Source organism: Halomonas sp. H5, assembly GCF_050613175.1.
GTDB classification, from domain to species: Bacteria; Pseudomonadota; Gammaproteobacteria; order Pseudomonadales; family Halomonadaceae; genus Bisbaumannia; species Bisbaumannia salifodinae.
In genome coordinates, this window is record NZ_CP192510.1 from 2176372 (window position 1) to 2198337 (window position 21966).

Here is a 21966-nt window from a genome sequence, read left to right on the forward strand (position 1 = left end):
CGAAGGCCGAACGCATCGCGTTCGGCCTTCGGCGTTGCCACCCGGGTCAATGGCAGCAAGATAACGGTATAAAAAGGGGTGCGATAGACTAGCCGCGATAGTAACCCGGCGTCACGAAGGGCATCCTGGTCACCGTCATCGGCAGGCGCTTGCCGCGCACCTCGGCGAACACCTGGGTCTCGGGGTCACTGGCCTCGATACTGACATAACCCATGGCCACCGGCTTGCCCACGCTGGGGCCGAAGCCGCCGGAGGTCACCACGCCGATGCGTTCGCCCTCGGCGTTATACAGCTCGGCACCCTCGCGCACCGGGGCACGCCCCTCGCCCAGCAGGCCCACCCGCTTGCGGCGGTGATCCTTGTCCTGCACCTGCTGCAGGATCAGCTCGGCGCCGGGGAAGCCGCCGGCACGCTCGCCGCCCAGCCGGCGCGGCTTGCCGATGGCCCAGATCAGCCCCGCCTCCACCGGGGTGGTGGCGGTATCGATATCGTGACCATAGAGGCACAAGCCCGCCTCCAGGCGCAGGGAGTCCCGCGCCCCCAGGCCGATGGCCTCCACCTCGGCCTCGGCCAGCAGGCGCCGGGCCAGGGCCTCGCTGTCGGCGGCGGCCACCGAGATCTCAAAGCCATCCTCGCCGGTATAGCCGCTGCGACTCACCCAGGCCTCGATGCCATCGATCGTGAAGCGTCCGTGCTGCATAAAGACCAGCTCGCCGGCCGCGGGGCAGAGGCGCTTCATCACCTCGGCGGCCTGGGGGCCCTGCAGGGCCAGCAGGCCCCGATCGAGCGGCTCGAGCGTATGGCCCGATGCCAGGTTGGCCTCCAGGTGGGCGATATCCTGGGCCTTGCAGGCGGCATTGACCACCAGGTAGAGGTGATCGCCGGCGTTGACCACCATCAGGTCATCGAGGATGCCCCCCTCCGGGTTGGTAAAGAGCGCGTAGCGCTGCATGCCTTCCGGCAGGCCGACGATATCCGCGGGCACCAGAGCCTCGAGGGCCGCCGCCGGGTCCGGCCCACGCAGGATCAGCTGCCCCATATGGGAGACATCGAACAGGCCGCAGGCGCTGCGGGTATGCTCGTGCTCCTTCTTGACTCCCAGGGGGTACTGCACCGGCATCTCGTAACCGGCGAAGGGCACCAGCTTGGCCCCCAGCTCCACGTGCAGGTCGTACAGCGGCGTCTTGTCGAGTTGGCTCATGGTGTTTTCCGTGACAGGTTGGGGTCGAGCGGTGGCGGGCGACGCATGCCGCCCGCCGGCCGCTTACTTGGGCAGATCCTCACCCGGCAGGACGTCCTTGCCGTCGAAATAGTCTCGGGTCAGCTTGAAGACCATGGGCGACAGCAGCGCCAGGGCGATCAGGTTGGGGATGGCCATCATGGCGTTGAAGGTATCCGCCATCAGCCAGATAAAGCCCAGTTGGGCCATGGCCCCCAGCGGAATGGCCAGCACGAACAGCACCCGGTAGAGCATGATGGAGCGGGTACCGAACAGGAACTGGAAACACTTCTCGCCATAGAAGGACCAGCCGAGGATGGTGGTGAAGGCGAAGATCGCCAACGCTAGGGAGACGATCTGGTTGCCCATGCCGGGCAGCGCCGCCTCGAAGGAGAGCGCGGTCAGCGAGGCCCCCGCCTCGCCCTCGACCCACACCGTGGAGGTGAGAATCACCAGGGCAGTGATGGTGCAGACCATGATGGTGTCGATAAAGGTGCCCAGCATGGCGATCAGCCCCTGGCGCACCGGGTTCTTGGTTTGCGCCGCGGCGTGGGCGATGGGCGCACTCCCCAGGCCGGCCTCGTTGGAGAAGATCCCGCGGGCCACCCCGAAGCGGATCGCCGCCATCACCGCGGCCCCGGCGAAGCCACCCATGGCGGCATGGGGATTGAAGGCATAGTAGAAGATCATCGAGAAGGCATCGCCGATCTGGCTGGCATTCACCGACAGCACCACCAGGCCCGCCAGGATATAGAGGATACCCATGATCGGCACCAGCTTACCGGCCACCTTGGCGATACGCTTGATACCGCCCAGGATCACCGCCCCGGCCAGCACCATGATCACCACCCCGGTGAGCCAGTGGGGGACACCGAAGGTGGAATCCAGGGCATCGGCCACCGAATTGGACTGCACGGTGTTGCCGATACCGAAGGCCGCCACGGCGCCGAAGAAGGCGAAGGCGCCCCCCAGCCAGGCCCACTTCTTGCCCAGGCCATTCTTGATATAGAACATCGGCCCGCCGATATGGTTGCCGGTGCTGTCCACCTCCCGGTAGCGCACGGCGAGCACCGCCTCGGAGAACTTGGTGGCCATCCCCACTAGGGCGGTGATCCACATCCAGAACACCGCGCCCGGCCCCCCCAGGGCGATGGCGGTGGCCACCCCGGCGATGTTCCCGGTACCGATGGTGGCGGAGAGCGCGGTCATCAGGGCATTGAAGGGCGAGATCTCCCCCTCCTTCTCTTCGCCCTTGGCGGCGCGCCCCTGGAACATCAGCTTGAAGCCGGTCCCCAGCTTGCGGATTGGCATCAGCCTGAGACCCAGCTGCAGGTAGAGGCCCACCCCCAGCAGCAGGATCAACATCAGCGGGCCCCAGACCACGCTATTGATCGCACTGAACAGATTCGTTAAGGCTTCCATGGGATCGTTCCCCCTTGACTATTCTTGTTGGGCACGCGTGGTTCGCGTGCGATATCTCGACTCGCCGCCCCTGGATCAGTCAGGGGATCGGCAGAGAGTGCGTAACATAGCGGATCCCTCCGCCTTTTCTCCAGTCCACTATAAGAAATTTTTGCCTTGCTACGTCTAATGTAGAATAGCAGATGACCCATGCCAGGGACCGTTGAGGCATGGGGGCGTCTCGGCCGGCCATTGACGAGAAATTTGTTTCCGATAGGAAACATGGGCTACATTATCGAGCCTGGAGCGGGACCACAAGTCCTCGGCGGAGGATCACCTCCCCTGCCTGGACACCCCGCCGGGGGAAGACCACCCTGTAATAAGCCTCGACGCACCCACCAGGCCGCCGTCGACATGGCCAAAACGGGCGTTAGGGGTTAGGATTCGCCCGATCTGAAAACCTTTTCGTATAGGAAAACCTGCGATGAGCAATATCCCCGCCAACCTGCGCTACACCGACAGTCATGAATGGGTGCTGGACAACGGCGACGGCACCGTGACCCTCGGTATCACCGACCATGCCCAGCAGGCCCTGGGCGACGTGGTCTTCGTCGAGCTGCCCGAGGTGGGCCGTGGCCTGGACGCCGGCGAGGAGTTCGGCGTCATCGAGTCGGTGAAGGCCGCCTCCGACCTCTACGCGCCCCTCGCCGGCGAGGTGCTCGAGGCCAACGAGGCCCTGGAAGACGCCCCGGAAACCGTCAACGAGTCGCCCTACGAGGATGGCTGGATCGCCAAGCTCAAGCTGGCCGATGCCGGCGCCCTGGAGGGCCTGCTCGACGCCGAGGCCTACGCCAAGCTGGCCGACGCCGAATAAGCCGTCGTTTCGCCGGGTGACCCCCTCACCCGGCCTCTCCCCTCGCTGCCCCGGGGCCGCGCCCCGCTTGCCTACAGGTGTTCCATGGCTCATGACACTCGCCGCCTGGCCGAACTGGCCGGCCACGATGCCTTTATCCAACGTCACAACGGCCCGCGGGCCGAGGATATTGCCCGCATGCTCGAGACCCTGGGGGTCGATGGCGTCGACAGCCTGATCGAGCAGACCGTGCCGGCGGCGATCCGCCTGGACCGCGAACTCGATCTCGATCCGCCCAAGAGCGAAGCCGAGGCCCTCGACTACCTCAAGCGCCTGGCGCGCCAGAACAAGGTCCACAAGACCTATATCGGCCAGGGCTATTACAATACCCACCTGCCGGCGGTGATCCAGCGCAACGTACTGGAGAACCCGGGCTGGTATACCGCCTACACCCCCTACCAGCCGGAGATCGCCCAGGGCCGCCTGGAGGGCCTGCTCAACTTCCAGCAGACGGTAATGGACCTGACCGGCATGGAGCTGGCCAATGCCTCCCTGCTCGACGAGGCCACCGCCGCCGCCGAGGGCATGGCGCTGTGCAAGCGGGCCAACAAGAAGGCCAAGTCCAACGCCTTCTTCGTCGCCGACGACGTCCTGCCCCAGACCCTGGACGTGGTGCGCACCCGGGCCTACTACTTCGGCTTCGAGCTGATCGTCGCCCCGGCGGCGGAGCTCGCCGACCACGACGTCTTCGGTGCCCTGCTGCAGTACCCGGGGCAAAGCGGCGAGATCCACGACCTGGCGCCGCTGCTGGCCGCCGCCAAGGCCAAGGGCATCATGACCTGCGTGGCCGCCGACCTGATGAGCCTGGTGCTGCTCACCGAGCCCGGCGCCCTGGGCGCAGATATCGTCGTCGGCAACACCCAGCGCTTCGGCGTGCCCATGGGCTTCGGCGGCCCCCACGCCGCCTACTTCGCCACCACCGACAAGCTCAAGCGCTCGATCCCCGGGCGCATCATCGGCGTCTCCCGGGACGCCCGCGGTAACCAGGCGCTGCGCATGGCCATGCAGACCCGCGAGCAGCATATCCGCCGCGAGAAGGCCACCTCCAATATCTGTACCGCCCAGGCGCTGCTGGCCAATATCGCCGGCTTCTACGCGGTCTACCATGGCGCCGAGGGGCTGCGCACCATCGCCACCCGCATCCATCGCCTGACCACCATCCTCGCCGAGGCGCTGGCGCGCAAGGGCATCGCCCTGGCCCATGACAGCTGGTTCGACACCCTGCGCCTGACCGGCGTGGACGCCGGCAAGATCCATGGCCGCGCCATGACCCATGAGGTCAACCTGCGCTACTTCGCCGACGGCGACGTGGGCATCAGCCTCGACGAGACCACCACCGCCCACGACCTGGACGTGCTCTTCGATGTGCTGATGGGCGAGGAGCACGGCTTCTCGGTGACCGCCCTCGACGAGGCCGTCGCCGAGGGCGGCATCAGCGGCATCCCCGCCGCCTGCCGTCGCGAGAGCGACTTCCTGACGCATCCCAACTTCCGCCGCTACCGCAGCGAGACCGAGATGCTGCGCTACCTCAAGCGCCTGGAGAACAAGGACCTGTCGCTGACCCATGCGATGATCCCGCTGGGCTCCTGCACCATGAAGCTCAATGCCACCAGCGAGATGGTGCCGATCACCTGGCCGGAATTCGCCAATATCCACCCCTTCGCGCCCAAGGATCAGACCGCCGGCTACCTGCAGATGATCGACGAGCTGGCCGCCTTCCTGGTGGAGATCACCGGCTACGAGCATATCTCCATGCAGCCCAACTCCGGCGCCCAGGGTGAATATGCCGGCCTGGTGGCCATTCGCCGCTACCAGGCGGCCCAGGGCCAGGGGCATCGCGACGTCTGCCTGATCCCCAGCTCCGCCCACGGCACCAACCCCGCCTCCGCGGCCATGGCGCATATGAAGGTGGTGGTGGTGGAGTGCGACGCCGACGGCAATATCGACCTGGCCGACCTGCGCGCCAAGGCCGAGCAGCATAGCGATGCCCTCTCGGCGATCATGCTCACCTACCCCTCCACCCACGGGGTCTTCGAGGAGGGCGTACGCGAGGCCTGCGAGATCGTTCACCAGCACGGCGGCCAGGTCTATATCGACGGCGCCAATATGAACGCCCAGGTGGGCCTGGCGCGTCCCGGCGACTTCGGCGGCGACGTCTCCCACCTCAACCTGCACAAGACCTTCTGCATTCCCCATGGTGGCGGCGGCCCCGGCATGGGCCCCATCGGCGTCAAGGCGCACCTGGCGCCCTATGTCTCCAACCATGTGGTGACCCCGCTGCCCGGCGTCGAGGCCGACTGCGGTGCGGTCTCGGCGGCGGCCTTCGGCAGCGCCTCGATCCTGCCGATCTCCTGGGCCTATATCAAGATGATGGGCGCCCGGGGGCTGCGTCAGGCCACCGAGCTGGCGATCCTCAACGCCAACTACATCGCGGCGCGCCTGGGCGAACACTATCCGGTGCTCTACCGGGGCCGCAACGGCACCGTGGCCCACGAATGCATCATCGATATCCGCCCCCTCAAGGAGGCCTCCGGCATCAGCGAGGAGGATATCGCCAAGCGCCTGATGGACTACGGCTTCCATGCGCCGACCATGTCCTTCCCGGTGCCCGGCACCCTGATGGTGGAGCCCACCGAGTCGGAGTCCCTCTACGAGATCGATCGCTTCTGCGACGCCATGATCGGCATCCGCGACGAGATCGCCCGGGTGGAATCCGGCGAGTGGCCGGCGGACAACAACCCCCTGGTGCAGGCGCCCCATACCCAGGCGGACCTGATGGACAGCCACTGGGAGCGCCCCTACTCTCGGGAACTGGGCGCCTTCCCCTCCGAGGCGGTGAAGGCCGGAAAGTACTGGCCGGCGGTGAATCGGGTCGATAACGTCCATGGCGACCGCCACCTGATCTGCACCTGCCCGAGCATCGATAGCTATCGCGAGTGATCGCAGGCGTCGATACGCCGGGTGAAATGCAATGGGCCCCGCCAGATGGCGGGGCCCATTGCGTTTATCGTCGAAGGCATCCCGAAAGTTACTCGCTGGCTTCGGAGTCACCGCAGAGGTCGTGGTGGCGCTGCTCGCGCCGCCCGAACCTTATCGCTCCAACAGCCGGCGTCCCGCTTATTCGGCGGCCTCGGAATAAATAGCCGTAGAGATCATGGCGACGCTGCTCGCGCCCGAGCCTTATCGCTCCAGCAGCCGGCGTCCCGCTTATTCGGCGGCCTCGGAATAAATAGCCGTAGAGATCATGGCGACGCTGCTCGCGCCCGAGCCTTATCGCTCCAACAGCCGGTGTCCCGCTTATTCGGCAGTTTCGGAATAACCGTAGAGATCATGGCGACGCTGTTCCCTGAACTCCTCCAGCAGCCGCCGATAGCGCCGCGGCAGTTCGGTGCTGGAGTGGGTCACCAGGTAGAGGGTCTCGTGGACCACCTGGGGCAGACTCAGTTCCTTGACCTGACGTTGCCAGGGCGAGGTCTCCAGCACCAGACGCGAGACCACGCTGAAGCCCAGGCCTCGGGCCACGGCGTCCATCACCATGGACACCTCGTTGGTAAAGCCCTGGCGGGGGCAGCGGCTCATGGAGCGGAATTCGTCCGGGAAGTTGGCGCGCAACAGCTGAGTGGCATGTTGCAGGCCATCCGAGTAATTGACGAAGCCCAGCGCCACCAGGTCGTTCCAACCGGTACCGGTGAAGTCCGCCGGCACCACCAGGCACAAGGGCTCCTGGTGCCACAGTTCGCAGTTGAGTTCCGGGTGGCGCACCGGTTCGGTAATGATCCCCAGGTCGTGGCGACCGCCCAGGACATCGGCGACGATCTCGCTGTTGAAGGCGAAGCTGTAGTTGACCGTCAGCCCCGTATGCATCTGCTGATAGCCGAGAATAAAGGGGTAGAACATCAACCCCACGCTGCCCGGTGACGCCAGGCGGCATTCGCCGGAATCCAGCGACTCGTCATCCAGGGAGTGGCGGAAATGCTCATGCTCGGCAAACAGCTTGACCGCATAGTCATAAGTGCGCCGCCCCGCCTCGGTGAGAGTGAAGCGACGCCCGTGGCGATTGAGCAACGACTTCTGCAGATACTGTTCCAACTTGCGTATGTGCTGGCTGACCCCGGGCTGGGTCATCTCCAGGCGTCGCGCGGTCTGGGTGAAACTGCCGGTCTCCACCAGGGTAATAAAGGTACGAAAATAGAGGGCATTGAACATGAGGCGGGGCCGCTTGACCGAAGGGGAAGACACGACAGCAGGTAACAATCCTACCAGAAGTCGCGGCGCGAGGCAGCGCCGCGCTTCTTGGTTGAATTCAGGCTCGAAGCCCGTGGTACCATTCGAAAACAGTGTTACTGCCTTCAGCGCCCGTGGCAGGCGCTACGCGCCCGCCCCGCCGCCCCTGACAAGGAAGCCGCCATGCCCGATACCATTTCCGCCACCATCTCCCCCGAGGGCAGCCTCGAAGTGCTCTCCCAGGCCGAGGTCAACCGCCTGCGCGACACCTCGGCCGCCGGCCTCCACGACCTGCTGCGCTGCTGTGCCCTGGCGGTCCTCAACTGCGGCAACCCCACCGACGATGGTCGCGCCGTGATGGAGACCTATCGCGATTTCGATATCGAGGTGCTCCAGGAGGATCGCGGCATCCGCCTCAAGCTGACCCAGGCCCCCGCCGAGGCCTTCGTCGACGGCAAGATGATCCGCGGTATTCGCGAGCTGCTCTCCGCCGTGCTGCGCGATGTGATCTACGTCTACAACGAGATCCAGACCCAGCGCCGCTTCGACCTCTCCACCGGCGAGGGCACCACCAACGCGGTCTTCCATATCCTGCGCAAGGCCGGCGCCCTCAAGCCGGGACGCGACCCCAGCCTGGTGGTCTGCTGGGGCGGCCACTCCATCAGTCGCGAGGAGTATGAGTACACCAAGGACGTGGGCTACCACCTGGGCCTGCGCGATATGGACATCTGTACCGGCTGCGGCCCCGGGGCCATGAAGGGTCCCATGAAGGGCGCCAACGTGGCCCACGCCAAGCAGCGCCGCAAGGAGGGACGCTACCTGGGCATTTCGGAACCGGGCATCATCGCCGCCGAGTCCCCCAACCCCATCGTCAACGAGCTGGTGATCATGCCAGACATCGAGAAGCGCCTGGAGGCCTTCGTGCGGGTGGGGCACGGCATCCTGGTCTTCCCCGGCGGGGTGGGCACCGCCGAAGAGATCCTCTATCTACTGGGCATCCTGCTGCATCCCGATAACCGGGAGATCCCCTTTCCGGTGGTCTTCACCGGCCCGGCGGATAGCGCCGACTACTTCGCCCGCATCGACGAATTCCTCGCCTATACCCTGGGCGAGGAGGCCCGTAGCCGCTACCAGATCCTGATCGACGATCCGGTCGGCGTGGCCCGAGCCATGCGCCGCGGCATCGACGAGGTCACCGCCTTCCGCCGTGAGCAACAGGACGCCTTCTACTACAACTGGCGGCTGACCATCGACCGCGACTTCCAGGCCCCCTTCGAGCCCACCCACGAGGCCATGGCGAGCCTGGCCCTCAACCACGAGCTGCCGGTCCACGAGCTGGCCGCCAACCTGCGCCGCGCCTTCTCCGGCATCGTCGCCGGCAACGTCAAGGACAAGGGCGTACGCGCCATCGAGGCCAAGGGCCCCTTCCGCCTCAGCGCCGAACCCGAGCTGATGCGCCGCCTGGATGAGCTGCTGACCTCCTTCGTCGGCCAGGGCCGCATGAAGCTGAGCGGCGACTATGTGCCCTGCTATACGCTGGGGTAGAGGGAGGGAAGAGGAAGGACGGGGGAAGAAGACAGCGCAAGGAGCCAGGCAAGGCTCCTTGCTCGCTTTCACGGGTCAAGCGCGCTCGCGCTTCCACCAGAGCCCCATCACATGCAGCAGCAGGCCCAGGGCCAGGCCATGGGAGAGCAGTTGTTGCCAGCCCACCCAGCTCGCCGCCAGGGCATACCAGGCGGTCATCAGCGCCAGACCGGTGCCCAGGCCATAGGCCAGGCGGCGTAACAGCCCGGGCAGCTCGGCCCGCGCCTCGGCCGCCATCAGGCGCCAGTGGCCGACCGCCACCACCGCCACCATCGCGGCGGCCAGGGACAACAGCAGCAGATGCGAGTCATGCCCGCCCTGCAGATAGCGCGGCAGGGTGCCCAGCATGGCCGCCAGCAGCCCCAGCAGAATACTCAGGCGTTCGGGGTTGGGTGCGGCCCGCATCATGCCACCTGCAGTTGCTGCTCGGCGATCCACGCCTCGGCCCAGGGCAGGGCCGCATCGTCGGCCATAAAGGTCTCCATGGCGTCTATCTCGAGGCGCTCACCGAGGCGGCTCGCGCCCTGGTCGGCCAGTAGCGCGTCCAGATAGCGCCCGGCGCCACAGAAGGTGTCGCCATAGGAGCTGTCGCCGAGGGCGATCATCCCGTAGCGCAGATCGACCAGCCCCGGGCTCTGCTCCTCCAGCTCCCGTACCAGCGGCACGATATTGCCGGGGAAGTCGCCACTACCGGTGGTGGAGACGCAGAACAGCGCCAGATCAGGCGCCTCCTCGACCAGATCGGCCAGGCTGGGCTGCTCCAGGACGGTCACCCGGTAGCCCGCCTGTTCGAACAGCGGCGTGATCTGCTCGGCGACGTCCAGGGCGCCGCCATACATGGTTCCAACGAAGATCTTGAGCGTAGGCATGGGCTTGCTTTGCTTGAGGAATTTGCTCGGATATTACCATAACCCCCGCCATGACCGAATCCATCGACGGCATAGCCCGGCGATGTCCAGAGGCCGGATCAAGGAAAGCCGTTTCCCACCTGCGGCATCGCGTCGCGGCCCGGCCACTGAAGCGCTTCGGTGGGCGAGGTAGAATGGTGCTTATTTCTCGCCGGGAGGCAACATGCTGGAGACCTTCGAGGCCTGGATCACGCCGATCATGATCGGCAGCCTGATCCTCTTCATGACCTTTATCATCTGGGACCTGTCCCGCCGCTCCAAGGCCGGCAAGTTCGGCACCCTGATGCTGTTTCTCGTGCTGGGTGCCGGCATCATGGGCTATCTGTTCAAGGTGGTCATCACTTATCTGATGGAAGGCGGGGGCCTCGTCTAGCCGAGCCCCCTCCCCCCGTCCAGACGACAAGGCCCCGGCAGTTTGCACTGCCGGGGCCTTGTCATGAACGGAGCCAGTACATCAGACGTCCGGGGTACCCTCGAAACCACCTACGCGGCTCTTGAGCTTCTGTCCCGGACGAAAGGTCACCACCCGTCGCGCCGAGATCGGAATCTCCTCGCCGGTCTTGGGATTGCGACCCGGCCGTTCCCGCTTGTCGCGCAGGTCGAAGTTGCCGAAGCCCGACAGCTTGACCTGCTCGTTCTCCCGCAGGCAACCGCGGATCTCCTCGAAGAAGGTCTCCACCATCGCCTTGGCATCCCGCTTGGAGAGCCCCAGCTCCACATGCAGGTGTTCGGCGAGCTCCGCCTTGGTCAATGCTCCCATGGTCACTCCCTCGTGCTGGACGTCGCGCCCTCGCTCCGTGTCCATCGGCGTCAGCTTCGCAGCCTGGCGCCGAAGCGCGACCCGGACTCGGCCACGATCGCATCGACTAACTGATTGATTTCATCATCATTCAGCGTGCGCGAAGGATGCTGCCAGGTCAAGCCCAGGGCGACACTCTTATGCCCCGGCTCGACGCCCTTGCCCTGATAGACGTCGAACAGGCGCAGTTCCTGGAGCCAGTCGCCGGCCTGTTCCCGCAGGCAGTCGAGCAGTGCCTGGATTGGCAGGTCGTCGGCCACCAGGAAGGCCAGGTCACGGCGTACCTCCGGATAGCGGGAGAGCGGCGTAAAGGCCGGCAGCTTGCCGTGAGTCAGCGCATCGAGGCGCACCTCGAAGAGCACCGCATCCGCCTTGAGGCCCAGGCTCGCCTTGACCGCGGGGTGCAGGGTGCCGATCCAGCCGGCCTCCTCGCCGCGATGCAGGAGCCGCGCGCTCTGCCCCGGATGCAGGGCACTGTGAGTCGCCGGCTCGAAGCGCCAGGCCTCGGGCTCGCCGCCGAGGGCCAGCAGGCTCTCCAGATCCCCCTTGAGGTCGAAGAAATCGACCCTCTCCTTGGCGCCGCACCAGCCCTCCGGCTCACGACTGCCGCTGACCAGGCCGCCCAGCATGGGGATCTGGTGCAGCTCATCCAGCTCGCCGCGGAACACCAGGCCGCTCTCGAACAGCCGCACCCGACTCTGCTGGCGGTTGAGGTTATGCTCGAAGGCCTTGATCAGCCCCGGGAAGAGGCTCGCCCGCATCACCGCCATATCGCTGGAGATGGGGTTGGCCAGCCGCGGCGAGACCGCCTCGGGCAGCAGGGTCGCCTGCAGCTCCGGGGCCACGAAACTGTAGGTGATGGCCTCCTGGTAACCGCGGGCCACCAACTGACGACGCAGGCGCGCCAGCGGCTGACGGCTCTCGCCATCGGGGCGCAGCGCCAGGCGCGCCGCCGGACGGCGCACCGGCAGGCGGTTGTAGCCGTAGACCCGCGCCACCTCCTCGATCAGGTCCTCCTCGATGGCGATATCGAAGCGCCAGGAGGGCACCTCGGCTTCCCAGCCCGCTTCGACGGCATCCACCGCCAGGCCCAGGCGGGTCAGGATTTCCGCCACTTCGGCGGCGTCCAGCTCGAGTCCCAGGGCCTGGCTGAGGCGCGCCTTGCGCAGGGTCACGCGGCGCTCGACAGGCAGATGGGCGGGGCTTGCCGCCTCCACTACCGGACCCGGCTCGCCGCCGACGATCTCCAGCAGCAGTTGGGTCGCCCGCTCCATGGCACGCCGCGCCAGGGTCGGATCGACGCCCCGCTCGAAGCGGTGGGAGGCATCGGTATGCAACCCATAGGAGCGCGCCTGGCCGGCCACCGCGAGCTGGGTGAAGAAGGCCGATTCCAGGAAGATATCCCGGGTCTCGGCATTCACGCCGGAGTGCTCGCCACCCATCACGCCGGCGATGGCCAGCGGACCGCGGCCATCGGCGATCACCAGGGTCTCGCCGCGCAGGGTGATCTCCTGGCCGTCCAGCAGCACCAGGCGCTCGCCTTCCCGGGCCAGGCGCACCTGGATGCCTTCATGGAGGTTGGCGCGATCGAAGGCGTGCAGGGGCTGGCCCAGCTCGAGCATCACATAGTTGGTGATATCCACCACCGCATCGATGCTGCGCACGCCGCTACGCCGCAGCCGCTCCACCATCCACAGCGGGGTCGGCGCGGTGACGTCGACGCCCTTGATCAGCCGACCCAGGTAGCGGGGGCAGCGCTCGGGGTCGCTCACCGCCACCGGGAAGGTCTCCTGGTGAGTATCGGCTACCGGCGCCTCGTCGGGTCCCTCCACCGCCAGGCGGTTGAGGACGCCGACTTCCCGGGCCAGGCCCTGGAGGCTCAGGCAGTCGCCGCGGTTGGGGGTCAGATCCACCTCGATGGTGTGATCGTCGAGGCCCATATAGGCGCGGAAGTCCTCGCCCGCCGGGGCGTCCGCGGGCAGCACCAGGATCCCGGCGGAGGTCTCCTCGGCCAGTCCCAGCTCGGAGGCGGAGCAGATCATGCCGTGGGAGGCCTGGCCGCGCAGCTTGGCCTTCTTGATCTTGAAGTCGCCGGGCAGCAGGGCGCCGACCCGGGCGAAGACGATCTTCTGGCCGGCGGCCACATTGGGGGCCCCACACACCACCTGCACCGGCTCATCGCCACCGTCATTGACCAGGCAGACATTCAGCTTGTCGGCGTCCGGGTGCTGGCTCTTCTCGACGACTTCGGCCACCACCACGCCGCTGAAGCCAGGCGCCACCGGCTCCACGGCATCCACTTCCAGGCCGGCCATGGTGATCTGATCGGCCAGCGCCTGGGTCGCCACGCTGGGAGAGACCCACTCGCGCAGCCACTGTTCGGAAAATTTCATGACGAATCCTGTGTTGAGCGGTCCGGGTTATCAGGCGAACTGGCGCAGGAAGCGCAGGTCGTTGTCGAAGAACAGCCGCAGGTCGTTGACCCCGTAGCGCAGCATGGCCAGGCGCTCGGCGCCCATGCCGAAGGCGAAGCCGGTGTAGCGCTCGGCGTCGATGCCCGAGTGACGGAACACCTCCGGGTGCACCATGCCGCAGCCCATCACCTCCAGCCAGCCGCTGTGGCCACACACCCGGCAGCCCTCGCCACTGCACATCACGCACTGGATATCCACCTCGGCGGAGGGCTCGGTGAAGGGAAAATAGGAGGGCCGGAAGCGCACCGAGAGGTCGTCCCGCTCGAAGAAGGCGTGGAGGAAGTCCTCGATGGTGCCCTTGAGGTCGGCGAAGCTGACGTCCTCGTCCACCAGCAGGCCTTCCACCTGGTGAAACATCGGGGTATGAGTCAGGTCCGAGTCGCTGCGATAGACGCGCCCCGGGCAGACGATGCGAATCGGCAGCTTGCCCTCCTTCATGGTACGCACCTGCACCGGCGAGGTATGGGTGCGCAGCAACCGGGTGGCATCGAAGTAGAAGGTATCCGCCATGCCCCGGGCCGGGTGGTGAGCCGGGATATTGAGGGCCTCGAAGTTATGATAATCGTCTTCGATCTCCGGCCCCACGGCCACGTCATAGCCGATGCGGGTGAAGAGCCCCTCGATGCGCTCCAGGGTGCGGGTCACCGGATGCAGGCTGCCCTGGGGCTGGCCACGCCCGGGCAGGGTCACGTCCAGGCGCTCCGCCGCCAGGCGCGCCTCCAGGGCGGCCTTCTCCAGACTCGCCTTGCGCGACTCCAGCTCGCCGGCGAGCTCCTGCTTGGCCTGGTTGATGCGTTCGCCCGCCGCCGGACGCTCCTCGGCGGAGAGCTTGCCGAGGCCCTTGAGCAGGGCGGTGATCTCACCCTTCTTGCCCAGGTAGTGCACCCGCACCTCATCCAGGGCCTGGACAGTATCGGCCTGCTCGATGGCGCGGCGGGCCTCGGCGACCAGAGTGGGAAGATGATCCATCCGTTGCGCTCCGAATGTGCCGCCACGGAATCGGCCCCCATGGCGGTCAGATAAAAAAACAGGGGAAGAGCGGCTGCTCTTCCCCTGGAACCTTCGCAGGAACGCCCCACCAATAAGGCGGGACCTTCCTGTGGGTCGGTCTCACTTACTGGGCAGCCTTGGCCTTCTCGACGATGGCGGCAAAGGCGGCTTTTTCGTGAACCGCGAGATCGGCCAGCACCTTACGGTCGATCTCGATGCCTGCCTGCTTGAGGCCGGCGATGAAGCGGCTGTAGGACAGGCCGTTCTGACGGGAAGCGGCGTTGATACGCGCGATCCACAGGGCACGGAACTGACGCTTGCGCTGACGACGGTCGCGATAGGCGTACTGACCGGCCTTGATGACGGCCTGCTTGGCGACGCGGAAGACCCGCGAACGGGCACCGTAGTAACCCTTGGCCTGCTTCAGAATCTTCTTGTGACGGCGACGTGCGACGACACCACGCTTGACACGAGTCATGGCTTTCTCCTGACGTTAAAAATGGTCGACCAAAAGGCTTACAGATTCGGCAGCATGCGCTGAATCAGGGCCTTGTCGGCGTCGTGGATCTGCTTCATCCCACGCAGCTGACGCTTACGCTTGGTGGACTTCTTGGTCAGGATGTGGCTACGGAAGGACTGCTTGTGCTTGAAGCCGTTGGCAGTCTTCTTGAAGCGCTTGGCAGCGCCGCTGTTGCTCTTGATCTTCGGCATGAGGGAGAACTCCGCTCGAAATTTTTCAGAAAACCCAAGGCCGACCCTCGCCTCCCGGGGGAAGCGAGGGCCCGTTAGCTTGCCTGTGGATCACTTCTTGTCGACGATCACTTCTTCTTGGGGGCAAGAATCATGATCATCTGGCGCCCTTCCATCTTCGGGAAGGACTCCACGCTACCGATCTCCTCGAGATCGGCGGCGATCCGTTCCATCAGCTTGCGGCCGATGTCCTGGTGGGCCATCTCACGGCCCCGGAAACGCAGGGTCACCTTGCCCTTGTCGCCCCCTTCGAGGAAACGGGTCAGGTTCTTCAGCTTGACCTGATAGTCACCCTCGTCGGTGCCGGGTCGGAACTTGACCTCTTTGACCTGGATCTGCTTGGTCTTCTTCTTCTGTGCCGCCTTCTGCTTCTTCTGCTCGAAGACGAACTTGCCGTAATCCATGATCTTGCAGACGATGGGGTCGGCATTGGAGATCTGTACGAGGTCGAGACCCGCGGCTTCGGCCTTCTCCAGGGCTTCCTGGGTGGAGACGATGCCCAGCTGCTCGCCATCGGCGTCGATGAGGCGAACCTGGTCTTCGGTGATACGCTCGTTCATGGGCGGACGCTTGTCCTGGACGCGCCCTCGCTGATTATTACGCTTGATCGCTAAATCTCCGTTCTGAGTGACGTTGTCATTATAACCCCTCGGCGGTCAGCCGAGCGAGCAGGTCATCGACCTTTATGCTGCCGAGATCCTCGCCACTGCGGGTACGCACGGCAACAGCGTCGGATTCGACTTCCTTATCCCCCACCACCAAGAGGTAGGGAACCTTCTGCAACGTATGCTCACGGATTTTAAAGCCGATCTTCTCGTTCCTCAAGTCCGCCTTGGCCCGGGCACCGATTTTCTGCAGGCGTTGCTCCAGATCGAGCACATAATCGCGCTGGGCATCGGTGATATTGAGGATCGCCACCTGCTGAGGCGCCAGCCACAGCGGCATGGCCCCGGCATAGTGCTCGATCAGGATCCCCAGGAAGCGCTCGAAGGAGCCGAGGATGGCGCGGTGCAGCATGACCGGCGTCCGGCGCACCCCCTCCTCGTCCACGTACTGGGCGCCGAGGCGACCCGGGAGGTTGAAGTCGAGCTGCAGGGTGCCACACTGCCAGACCCGATTGAGGCAGTCGCGCAGGGAGAACTCGATCTTGGGCCCGTAGAAGGCGCCCTCCCCCGGCTGCAGCTCCCAATCGAGGCCGGTGCTGTTGAGCGCCGCCTCGAGGCCCGCCTCGGCACGATCCCACATCTCCGGCTCGCCCAGGAAGTCATCGGGCCGGGTGGAGAGCTTGAGCTCCACGTCCTCGAAGCCGAGCTCCTTGTAGACCTCGAGGGTCAGGGCGATAAACGCCTCCGCCTCGGCCTGGATCTGGCCCTCGGTGCAGAAGATATGGGCGTCATCCTGGGTAAAGCTACGCACTCGCATCAGGCCATGCAGGGCCCCGGAGGGCTCGTTGCGATGACAGCTGCCGAACTCCGCCAGGCGCAGCGGCAGGTCCCGATAACTCTTCAGGCCCTGATTGAACACCTGCACATGACAGGGGCAGTTCATCGGCTTCACCGCATAGTCGCGCTTCTCCGACTCGGTGGTGAACATCAGCTCGCTGTAGTGGCCCCAGTGCCCCGACTTCTTCCACAGGGAAAGATCCACCACCTGGGGGGTCTTGATCTCCTGGTAGCCGTTGGCGATCTGCACCCGGCGCATGTACTGCTCCAGGGCCTGGTACATGGTCCAGCCACTGGGGTGCCAGAAGACCATGCCCGGCGCCTCTTCCTGGAGGTGGAAGAGATCGAGCTTCTTGGCCAGCTTGCGATGATCGCGCTTCTCCGCCTCCTCGAGGCGCTTGAGATAGGCCTTGAGGGCCTTCTTGTCGCCCCAGGCGGTGCCGTAGATACGGGTCAGCATCGGCTTGGAGGCATCGCCCCGCCAGTAGGCGCCGGCCAGCTTGGTGAGCTTGAAGGCCTTGAGGTGCCGGGTATTGGGCACATGGGGGCCCCGACACATATCGGTGTACTCTTCGTGGTGGTAGAGGCGAATGGTCTCGCCTTCCGGGATCTCGCGGACGATCTCCTGTTTGTAGGGCTCGTCGCGGTGCAGGAAGGTGAGCATCGCCTTGTCGCGATCCACGTACTCGCGAACCACATCGTAGCCGCTATCGATCAGCGCCTTCATGCGCTCCTCGATGGCCTCGAGATCCTCCGGGGTCACCGAGCGGCCGAAATCCACGTCATAATAGAAGCCGTCGTCGATCACCGGGCCGATGGCCATCTTGGCCTCGGGATAGAGCTGCTTGACGGCGTGCCCGATCAGGTGGGCGCAGGAGTGGCGAATCACCTCGAGCCCTTCGGGATCGCGGGCGGTGAGAATCGCCACCTCGGCATCACGGTCGATCACATCGGCGGCATCCACGGCGACGCCGTCGATCTTGCCGGCCACACAGGCCTTGGCCAGGCCGGGGCCGATGGATTCGGCGAGCTCCATCACCGAGAGGGGGGCATCGAAGGACTTCTGGGTGCCGTCGGGCAGAGTAACGATGGGCATTACAGTTCCTTAACGCGCAGTGGTGGGCCATACCAGGGCTCACGTGTCGCAGGTCGAGAGAATGGGGTGCGTTCGGGTCATCGGGGCGCCCCCACCATGGGCGACGACCGACCGGCAGTTACCGGCGGCACCGAGGACACGAAGGGAAAGAACTTTAGCAGATCGAGATGGCCTTGTGCCATCGACACCGAACGAAACAGGGGTGCCCGAAGGCACCCCTGAGATCATGGCGAGAGCCGTGTGCTTAGTTCAGCACATCCAGCTCGACGCGACGGTTCTCGGCGCGGCCGGCGTCGGTCTCGTTGCTGGCCACCGGACGCTCTTCGCCGAAGCCACGGGCCACCAGACGGTTGCCTGCGACGCCGCGGGAGATCAGGTAATCACGCACCGAGTCGGCACGACGCTGGGACAGACCCAGGTTGTACTGATCGGACCCCCTGGAGTCGGTGTGGCCGGCGATATGCACGCGAATATCCTGGCTACGCTCGTTTTCGGTCAGGCGGCGAGCGACGTCGTCCAGGGTGGTACGGGCGGCCGGGGTCAGCTCGGCGGAGTCGAAGGCGAAGTTGACTTCGCTGGACAGCACCACCGGCTCGAATTCCGGCACTTCGGGTTCCGGCGCGGGCTCCGGCATCGGGGCCGGCTCGGCCACCGGCTCCGGGGAGTGATCGGCACACAGCAGGGCACCGATGGTGGCCCCGGCGGTGGAACCGACGGCGACCCCGGTATCCTCGTCGGAGTCGCTGCTGGTGGCGTAACCGATGCTGCCACCGATCAGGCCGCCGGCGATACCACACACCAGGGGCTCCTGATACCAGGCGCGATCAGAGGCACTCGGGTTACTGCCTGAGGAGGCACAGCCGGAGAGACCGAGGGCCAGGGCGGAACCGAGCAGCAGACCAGTCGTTGATTTTTTCATGTAAGACTCCTTCTTTGACGCAGTGCTAGTCGTCACGTGACGCACAAAACGAATTCCCGAAAACAGTGACGAGAATCCGAAAAGGGAAGCCGCAACCACGCAGCATTCCTTTGCAAAGTAAACACATCGGCACTAAATCGGCCAGTGCTTATACGCATGTTTTATCATCTCATGACGCCCCTGGGCTGCCAAGTGGCGATGCACATTCAGTGCAAGCTTTGCGGCCAACGCTGCTTGAACACCAGGATCGCCTTGGCGGCGGCCAAGGCCGACACCTTCAGCTCATCTTCCACGGCCAGGCGCTCCTTGTCTTCCTTGAAGCGCTCACGGGGAGAAAGGGCCTGACGGGCCGAGTGGGTATGCAAATGAGCGGTCCGGGCATGCACTTCCCCGAAGACCCGAAAGTCCTCCCGTTCGATCAGTCGGGGATCGATGATTTCCAGCATCACCTTGCAACGCAGGGCCCCCTCGGTGATATCCACCTGCTCGCTCAGCATCGCCCTGGCCACCGCATCCAGCCCTTCCAGACACTGCTCGTGGGCACGACGAAGCTCGTCGGCGCGGAAGGCTTCCCGCCGCTTGACCTCTCGCCACAGGCTCCAGGCATAGCCCGACAGGCCGGCGAGAATGAGCAGCGCGAGAGCGAGCAGACCGAGGGCCAGGGATGTACTCATGGGAAGAACCTCTCTAGTCGATGGCGCCCCTTGGGCCCGGGCCACCACCTTGACGATACAAAGCCTGTACAAAATATCAGGGATAAACGATTATTTCGTTATCTCACGCCACGGCCCCAGGGCATCGGCACAGGCGATAAAGTCGGGGTTGCGCAGCGATTCGCCGGCATTATAGCGAAGTGGCATCAGCGTCCGGGCATCCAGCACGGCGCCCCCGGCCCCCTCCAACACCGCCTGGGCGGCGGCGGTGTCCCACTCGCTGGTGGGCGCGAAGCGCGGATAGAGGTCCGCCGCCCCCTCGGCGATGCGGCAGAACTTCACCGAGCTGCCGCAACGCACCAGCCGAGCCTCGGGGAAGCGCCGCAACCAGGCCTGGGTACGCGAATCCAGATGAGCCCGGCTGGCTACCCCCCGCGGCGGCCACTGGGGGGCCACCGCGATCGCCTCGCCGCGACCGGCCTGCCAGCGCCAGGCTCCCAGCCCCGCGCCACCCTCCCAGGTCGTACCGGCCACCGGCGCATGGACCACGCCATAGCGAACTCGACCCGCCTCGACCAGGGCCAGGTTGACGGTGAAGTCATCGTAGCCTTCGATAAATTCCCGGGTCCCATCCAGGGGATCCACCAGCCAGTAACACGTCCAGCCGCGGCGCTCTTCCCAGGGCACCACCGCCTCCTCGGAGAGCACCGGCACCTCCGGGGTCAGGGCCGCCAGTCCCGTCATCAGGCAGGCGTGGGCGGCCTGATCGGCGGCGGTGACCGGGCTGGCATCGGCCTTCTCGCGCTGCTCCCAGTCGCCCGTCTCGCGTACCGCCAGGATCGCCTCACCGGCTCGCTCGCAGAGCGCTCGCAGCGCCTGCCGGGGCGGCCATTCACTGGATGCCATGGGCACTCCTCCGTTGTCGAGCCGCTACCCTAACGGCTGATGCCGTTACCGGCAAGATCCGCGCTCGCCAAGCCTACCCGCCAGCGCCGATGGCTGCCCTGGCGGTGGCCGGGGCCGGCTCGTACAATGCGGCCAATTCGCCAGCTCATATAAGGATATGCCATGGCCAGCGCCCAGGAGACACCGTCCTCCCCTCCCCCCGCGAATCTCCAGCCCCCCGGCCCAGCCGCCCGTATCGGCCTCTGGCTGGGCCCGGCCTGGCTGCTGATCACCCTGCTGCTACCCGCACCGGCCGGCATGAGCGAGAGTGCCTGGCTGTGCGCCGGCCTGGGCCTGCTGATGGCCACCTGGTGGTCCACGGAGGCGATTCCGATCCCCGCCACCTCTCTGCTGCCGCTGCTGCTGGTGCCGGCGCTGGGCATCGCGCCCATGGGCCAGGTCAGCGGCAGCTATGCCAACCCCATCATCTACCTCTTCCTGGGCGGCTTCCTGCTGGGTATTGCCATGCAGCGCTGGGAGCTGCATCGGCGCATCGCCCTGCATGTGCTGCGGGTGGTGGGACACCAGCCACGGCGGCAGATCGCCGGTTTCATGCTGGCGACCGGCTTTCTCAGCATGTGGGTCTCGAATACCGCCACCGCCATCATGATGCTGCCCATCGGCATGTCGGTGGTCAGTCTGCTGGGCAAGGACAATGCCCCCGAGGCATTGGCGCGCTATGCCACCGCCCTGCTGCTGGCCATCGCCTATTCCGCCAGCATCGGCGGCGTGGCCACCCTGATCGGCACCCCGCCCAATGCGCTGCTGGCCGGCTACCTGGCCGAGTCCCGGGGCATCGACGTGGGCTTCGCCCAATGGATGGTGATCGGCCTGCCGATCAGCGCGGTGATGATGCTGCTGGCCTGGTGGTGGCTGAGCCGCGGCGGCTTCGACCTGCGCCAGGGCGACGACAACGGCCGGATGATCCGCGATGAGCTGGCCCGACTGGGCGCCCTGACCTCCGCGGAGCGCCGGGTGGGCATCGTCTTCCTGCTGGCCGCCCTGGCCTGGGTATCACGACCGCTGCTCAATGACCTGGGGCTCGACTGGCTCAGCGATACCGGTATCGCCATCGCCGCGGGGTTGCTGCTGTTCCTGATTCCCAGCGGTCGCGGCGGCGGCGAGCGCCTGCTGGACTGGGAGGCCGCCAAGACCCTGCCCTGGGGCATCCTGCTGCTGTTCGGTGGCGGCCTGGCCCTGGCCGGCGCCATCAGCCAGTCGGGGCTCGCCGAATGGATCGCCGAGCAGCTCTCGCTGTTCGGCGTGCTGCCGCTGCTGGCCCTGGTGGGCATCGTGGTGCTGGTGATCATCTTCCTCACCGAGGTGACCTCCAATACCGCGACCGCCGCCGCCTTCCTGCCGCTACTGGGCGCCCTGGCGCTGTCGCTGGACGTGTCGCCACTGCTGATCACGGTGCCCGCCGCCATCGCCGCCAGCTGCGCCTTCATGATGCCGGTGGCGACCCCGCCCAACGCCATCGTCTTCGCCACCGGCCATATGAAGATCCAGTCGATGATCCGCGCCGGCTTCATGCTCAACGTGATGGGCACCCTGGTGGTGACCCTGATGGCCTACCTGCTGGTCAGTTGGTTCTGGTAACACCCCGCTCGCCAGACGCCAGACGCCGCCCAAGGGCGGCGTCTGGCGTT

Annotated in this window: 20 protein-coding genes; 5 read left to right on the top strand and 15 right to left on the bottom strand. The window is 65.8% G+C overall.

Features of this window, described 5'->3' with window-relative positions; genetic code table 11:
* Positions 1–88: 88 nt before the first annotated feature.
* Together gcvT and ACQ1W9_RS10220 are read right to left on the bottom strand one after the other, a co-directional pair.
* A complete protein-coding gene (gene gcvT, locus ACQ1W9_RS10215) occupies positions 89–1201 on the bottom strand; it encodes a glycine cleavage system aminomethyltransferase GcvT (RefSeq protein WP_431023278.1) in 1113 nt (370 codons plus the stop codon).
* A gap of 63 nt (positions 1202–1264) precedes the next feature.
* Positions 1265–2641, bottom strand: a complete 1377-nt coding sequence (locus ACQ1W9_RS10220; RefSeq protein WP_431023279.1) for an alanine/glycine:cation symporter family protein — start codon at positions 2639–2641, stop codon at positions 1265–1267.
* Positions 2642–3104: 463 nt separating this feature from the next.
* Between ACQ1W9_RS10220 and gcvH the strand changes: the two genes are divergently transcribed.
* Both gcvH and gcvP read left to right on the top strand, forming a co-directional pair.
* Positions 3105–3494: a glycine cleavage system protein GcvH gene (gene gcvH / locus ACQ1W9_RS10225; protein WP_431023280.1), complete on the top strand. Its 390-nt coding sequence runs from the start codon at positions 3105–3107 to the stop codon at positions 3492–3494.
* An 84-nt stretch (positions 3495–3578) separates the two neighbouring features.
* On the top strand, positions 3579–6473 hold the full coding sequence (gcvP, locus tag ACQ1W9_RS10230) for an aminomethyl-transferring glycine dehydrogenase (protein ID WP_431023281.1): 2895 nt from the start codon (positions 3579–3581) through the stop codon (positions 6471–6473).
* A gap of 357 nt (positions 6474–6830) precedes the next feature.
* Here gcvP and ACQ1W9_RS10235 read toward each other — a convergent pair whose 3' ends face one another.
* Entirely contained in the window at positions 6831–7739 is a 909-nt protein-coding gene (locus tag ACQ1W9_RS10235) for a LysR family transcriptional regulator (protein ID WP_431023282.1), read from the bottom strand.
* A 201-nt stretch (positions 7740–7940) separates the two neighbouring features.
* On the opposite strand from ACQ1W9_RS10235, the gene ppnN reads away from it, so the two are divergent.
* Complete coding sequence (gene ppnN / locus ACQ1W9_RS10240; protein WP_431023283.1) at positions 7941–9302, top strand: nucleotide 5'-monophosphate nucleosidase PpnN; 1362 nt, start codon at positions 7941–7943, stop codon at positions 9300–9302.
* 75 nt (positions 9303–9377) lie between these two features.
* Here ppnN and ACQ1W9_RS10245 read toward each other — a convergent pair whose 3' ends face one another.
* Both ACQ1W9_RS10245 and ACQ1W9_RS10250 read right to left on the bottom strand, forming a co-directional pair.
* On the bottom strand, positions 9378–9746 hold the full coding sequence (locus ACQ1W9_RS10245; RefSeq protein WP_431023284.1) for a hypothetical protein: 369 nt from the start codon (positions 9744–9746) through the stop codon (positions 9378–9380).
* Positions 9746–10210, bottom strand: a complete 465-nt coding sequence (locus ACQ1W9_RS10250; protein ID WP_431023285.1) for a flavodoxin domain-containing protein — start codon at positions 10208–10210, stop codon at positions 9746–9748. The genes ACQ1W9_RS10245 and ACQ1W9_RS10250 overlap by 1 nt, the downstream gene beginning before the upstream one ends.
* A 202-nt stretch (positions 10211–10412) precedes the next feature.
* On the opposite strand from ACQ1W9_RS10250, the gene ACQ1W9_RS10255 reads away from it, so the two are divergent.
* Positions 10413–10622: a DUF2788 domain-containing protein gene (locus ACQ1W9_RS10255; protein WP_431023286.1), complete on the top strand. Its 210-nt coding sequence runs from the start codon at positions 10413–10415 to the stop codon at positions 10620–10622.
* An 81-nt stretch (positions 10623–10703) separates the two neighbouring features.
* Here the strand turns inward: ACQ1W9_RS10255 and ihfA are convergent, their stop codons facing one another.
* The 10 genes from ihfA to cysQ form a co-directional block, all read right to left on the bottom strand.
* Positions 10704–11009 (bottom strand): integration host factor subunit alpha, encoded by a 306-nt coding sequence (ihfA, locus tag ACQ1W9_RS10260; RefSeq protein WP_195860021.1) that lies wholly within the window; start codon positions 11007–11009, stop codon positions 10704–10706.
* A gap of 50 nt (positions 11010–11059) precedes the next feature.
* Positions 11060–13441 (bottom strand): phenylalanine--tRNA ligase subunit beta, encoded by a 2382-nt coding sequence (gene pheT / locus ACQ1W9_RS10265; RefSeq protein WP_431023287.1) that lies wholly within the window; start codon positions 13439–13441, stop codon positions 11060–11062.
* A 30-nt stretch (positions 13442–13471) separates the two neighbouring features.
* Entirely contained in the window at positions 13472–14491 is a 1020-nt protein-coding gene (gene pheS, locus ACQ1W9_RS10270) for a phenylalanine--tRNA ligase subunit alpha (RefSeq protein ID WP_346060453.1), read from the bottom strand.
* Positions 14492–14636: 145 nt separating this feature from the next.
* A complete protein-coding gene (gene rplT, locus ACQ1W9_RS10275; protein WP_346060454.1) occupies positions 14637–14990 on the bottom strand; it encodes a 50S ribosomal protein L20 in 354 nt (117 codons plus the stop codon).
* 38 nt (positions 14991–15028) lie between these two features.
* Positions 15029–15223 carry a 50S ribosomal protein L35 gene (rpmI, locus tag ACQ1W9_RS10280; RefSeq protein WP_089725334.1) on the bottom strand — a complete coding sequence of 65 codons (195 nt, stop codon included), beginning with the start codon at positions 15221–15223 and terminating at the stop codon, positions 15029–15031.
* Between the two features lie 107 nt (positions 15224–15330).
* Positions 15331–15870: a translation initiation factor IF-3 gene (gene infC, locus ACQ1W9_RS10285; protein WP_273668236.1), complete on the bottom strand. Its 540-nt coding sequence runs from the start codon at positions 15868–15870 to the stop codon at positions 15331–15333.
* A gap of 31 nt (positions 15871–15901) precedes the next feature.
* The gene (gene thrS, locus ACQ1W9_RS10290; protein WP_431023288.1) at positions 15902–17800 is read right to left on the bottom strand and encodes a threonine--tRNA ligase; all 1899 of its coding nucleotides are present in this window, start codon (positions 17798–17800) and stop codon (positions 15902–15904) included.
* A 244-nt stretch (positions 17801–18044) separates the two neighbouring features.
* Entirely contained in the window at positions 18045–18719 is a 675-nt protein-coding gene (locus ACQ1W9_RS10295; protein WP_431023289.1) for an OmpA family protein, read from the bottom strand.
* A gap of 206 nt (positions 18720–18925) precedes the next feature.
* Positions 18926–19393, bottom strand: a complete 468-nt coding sequence (locus ACQ1W9_RS10300; RefSeq protein ID WP_431023290.1) for a DUF2489 domain-containing protein — start codon at positions 19391–19393, stop codon at positions 18926–18928.
* Positions 19394–19483: 90 nt separating this feature from the next.
* Positions 19484–20278: a 3'(2'),5'-bisphosphate nucleotidase CysQ gene (gene cysQ, locus ACQ1W9_RS10305; RefSeq protein WP_431023291.1), complete on the bottom strand. Its 795-nt coding sequence runs from the start codon at positions 20276–20278 to the stop codon at positions 19484–19486.
* A 162-nt stretch (positions 20279–20440) separates the two neighbouring features.
* Between cysQ and ACQ1W9_RS10310 the strand changes: the two genes are divergently transcribed.
* On the top strand, positions 20441–21916 hold the full coding sequence (locus ACQ1W9_RS10310) for an SLC13 family permease (RefSeq protein ID WP_431023292.1): 1476 nt from the start codon (positions 20441–20443) through the stop codon (positions 21914–21916).
* Positions 21917–21966: the final 50 nt, after the last annotated feature.

Coding starts and splice junctions, on each gene's coding strand:
- cysQ (WP_431023291.1), bottom strand. CDS start 20,278: ATGGCATCCAGTGAATGGCCGCCCCGGCAGGCGCTGCGAGCGCTCTGC.
- ihfA (WP_195860021.1), bottom strand. CDS start 11,009: ATGGGAGCATTGACCAAGGCGGAGCTCGCCGAACACCTGCATGTGGAG.
- gcvH (WP_431023280.1), top strand. CDS start 3,105: ATGAGCAATATCCCCGCCAACCTGCGCTACACCGACAGTCATGAATGG.
- pheT (WP_431023287.1), bottom strand. CDS start 13,441: ATGAAATTTTCCGAACAGTGGCTGCGCGAGTGGGTCTCTCCCAGCGTG.
- ACQ1W9_RS10235 (WP_431023282.1), bottom strand. CDS start 7,739: ATGTTCAATGCCCTCTATTTTCGTACCTTTATTACCCTGGTGGAGACC.
- ACQ1W9_RS10300 (WP_431023290.1), bottom strand. CDS start 19,393: ATGAGTACATCCCTGGCCCTCGGTCTGCTCGCTCTCGCGCTGCTCATT.
- ACQ1W9_RS10245 (WP_431023284.1), bottom strand. CDS start 9,746: ATGCGGGCCGCACCCAACCCCGAACGCCTGAGTATTCTGCTGGGGCTG.
- gcvT (WP_431023278.1), bottom strand. CDS start 1,201: ATGAGCCAACTCGACAAGACGCCGCTGTACGACCTGCACGTGGAGCTG.
- rplT (WP_346060454.1), bottom strand. CDS start 14,990: ATGACTCGTGTCAAGCGTGGTGTCGTCGCACGTCGCCGTCACAAGAAG.
- ACQ1W9_RS10310 (WP_431023292.1), top strand. CDS start 20,441: ATGGCCAGCGCCCAGGAGACACCGTCCTCCCCTCCCCCCGCGAATCTC.
- ACQ1W9_RS10295 (WP_431023289.1), bottom strand. CDS start 18,719: ATGAAAAAATCAACGACTGGTCTGCTGCTCGGTTCCGCCCTGGCCCTC.
- ACQ1W9_RS10255 (WP_431023286.1), top strand. CDS start 10,413: ATGCTGGAGACCTTCGAGGCCTGGATCACGCCGATCATGATCGGCAGC.
- ACQ1W9_RS10220 (WP_431023279.1), bottom strand. CDS start 2,641: ATGGAAGCCTTAACGAATCTGTTCAGTGCGATCAATAGCGTGGTCTGG.
- rpmI (WP_089725334.1), bottom strand. CDS start 15,223: ATGCCGAAGATCAAGAGCAACAGCGGCGCTGCCAAGCGCTTCAAGAAG.
- ppnN (WP_431023283.1), top strand. CDS start 7,941: ATGCCCGATACCATTTCCGCCACCATCTCCCCCGAGGGCAGCCTCGAA.
- thrS (WP_431023288.1), bottom strand. CDS start 17,800: ATGCCCATCGTTACTCTGCCCGACGGCACCCAGAAGTCCTTCGATGCC.
- ACQ1W9_RS10250 (WP_431023285.1), bottom strand. CDS start 10,210: ATGCCTACGCTCAAGATCTTCGTTGGAACCATGTATGGCGGCGCCCTG.
- gcvP (WP_431023281.1), top strand. CDS start 3,579: ATGGCTCATGACACTCGCCGCCTGGCCGAACTGGCCGGCCACGATGCC.
- pheS (WP_346060453.1), bottom strand. CDS start 14,491: ATGGATCATCTTCCCACTCTGGTCGCCGAGGCCCGCCGCGCCATCGAG.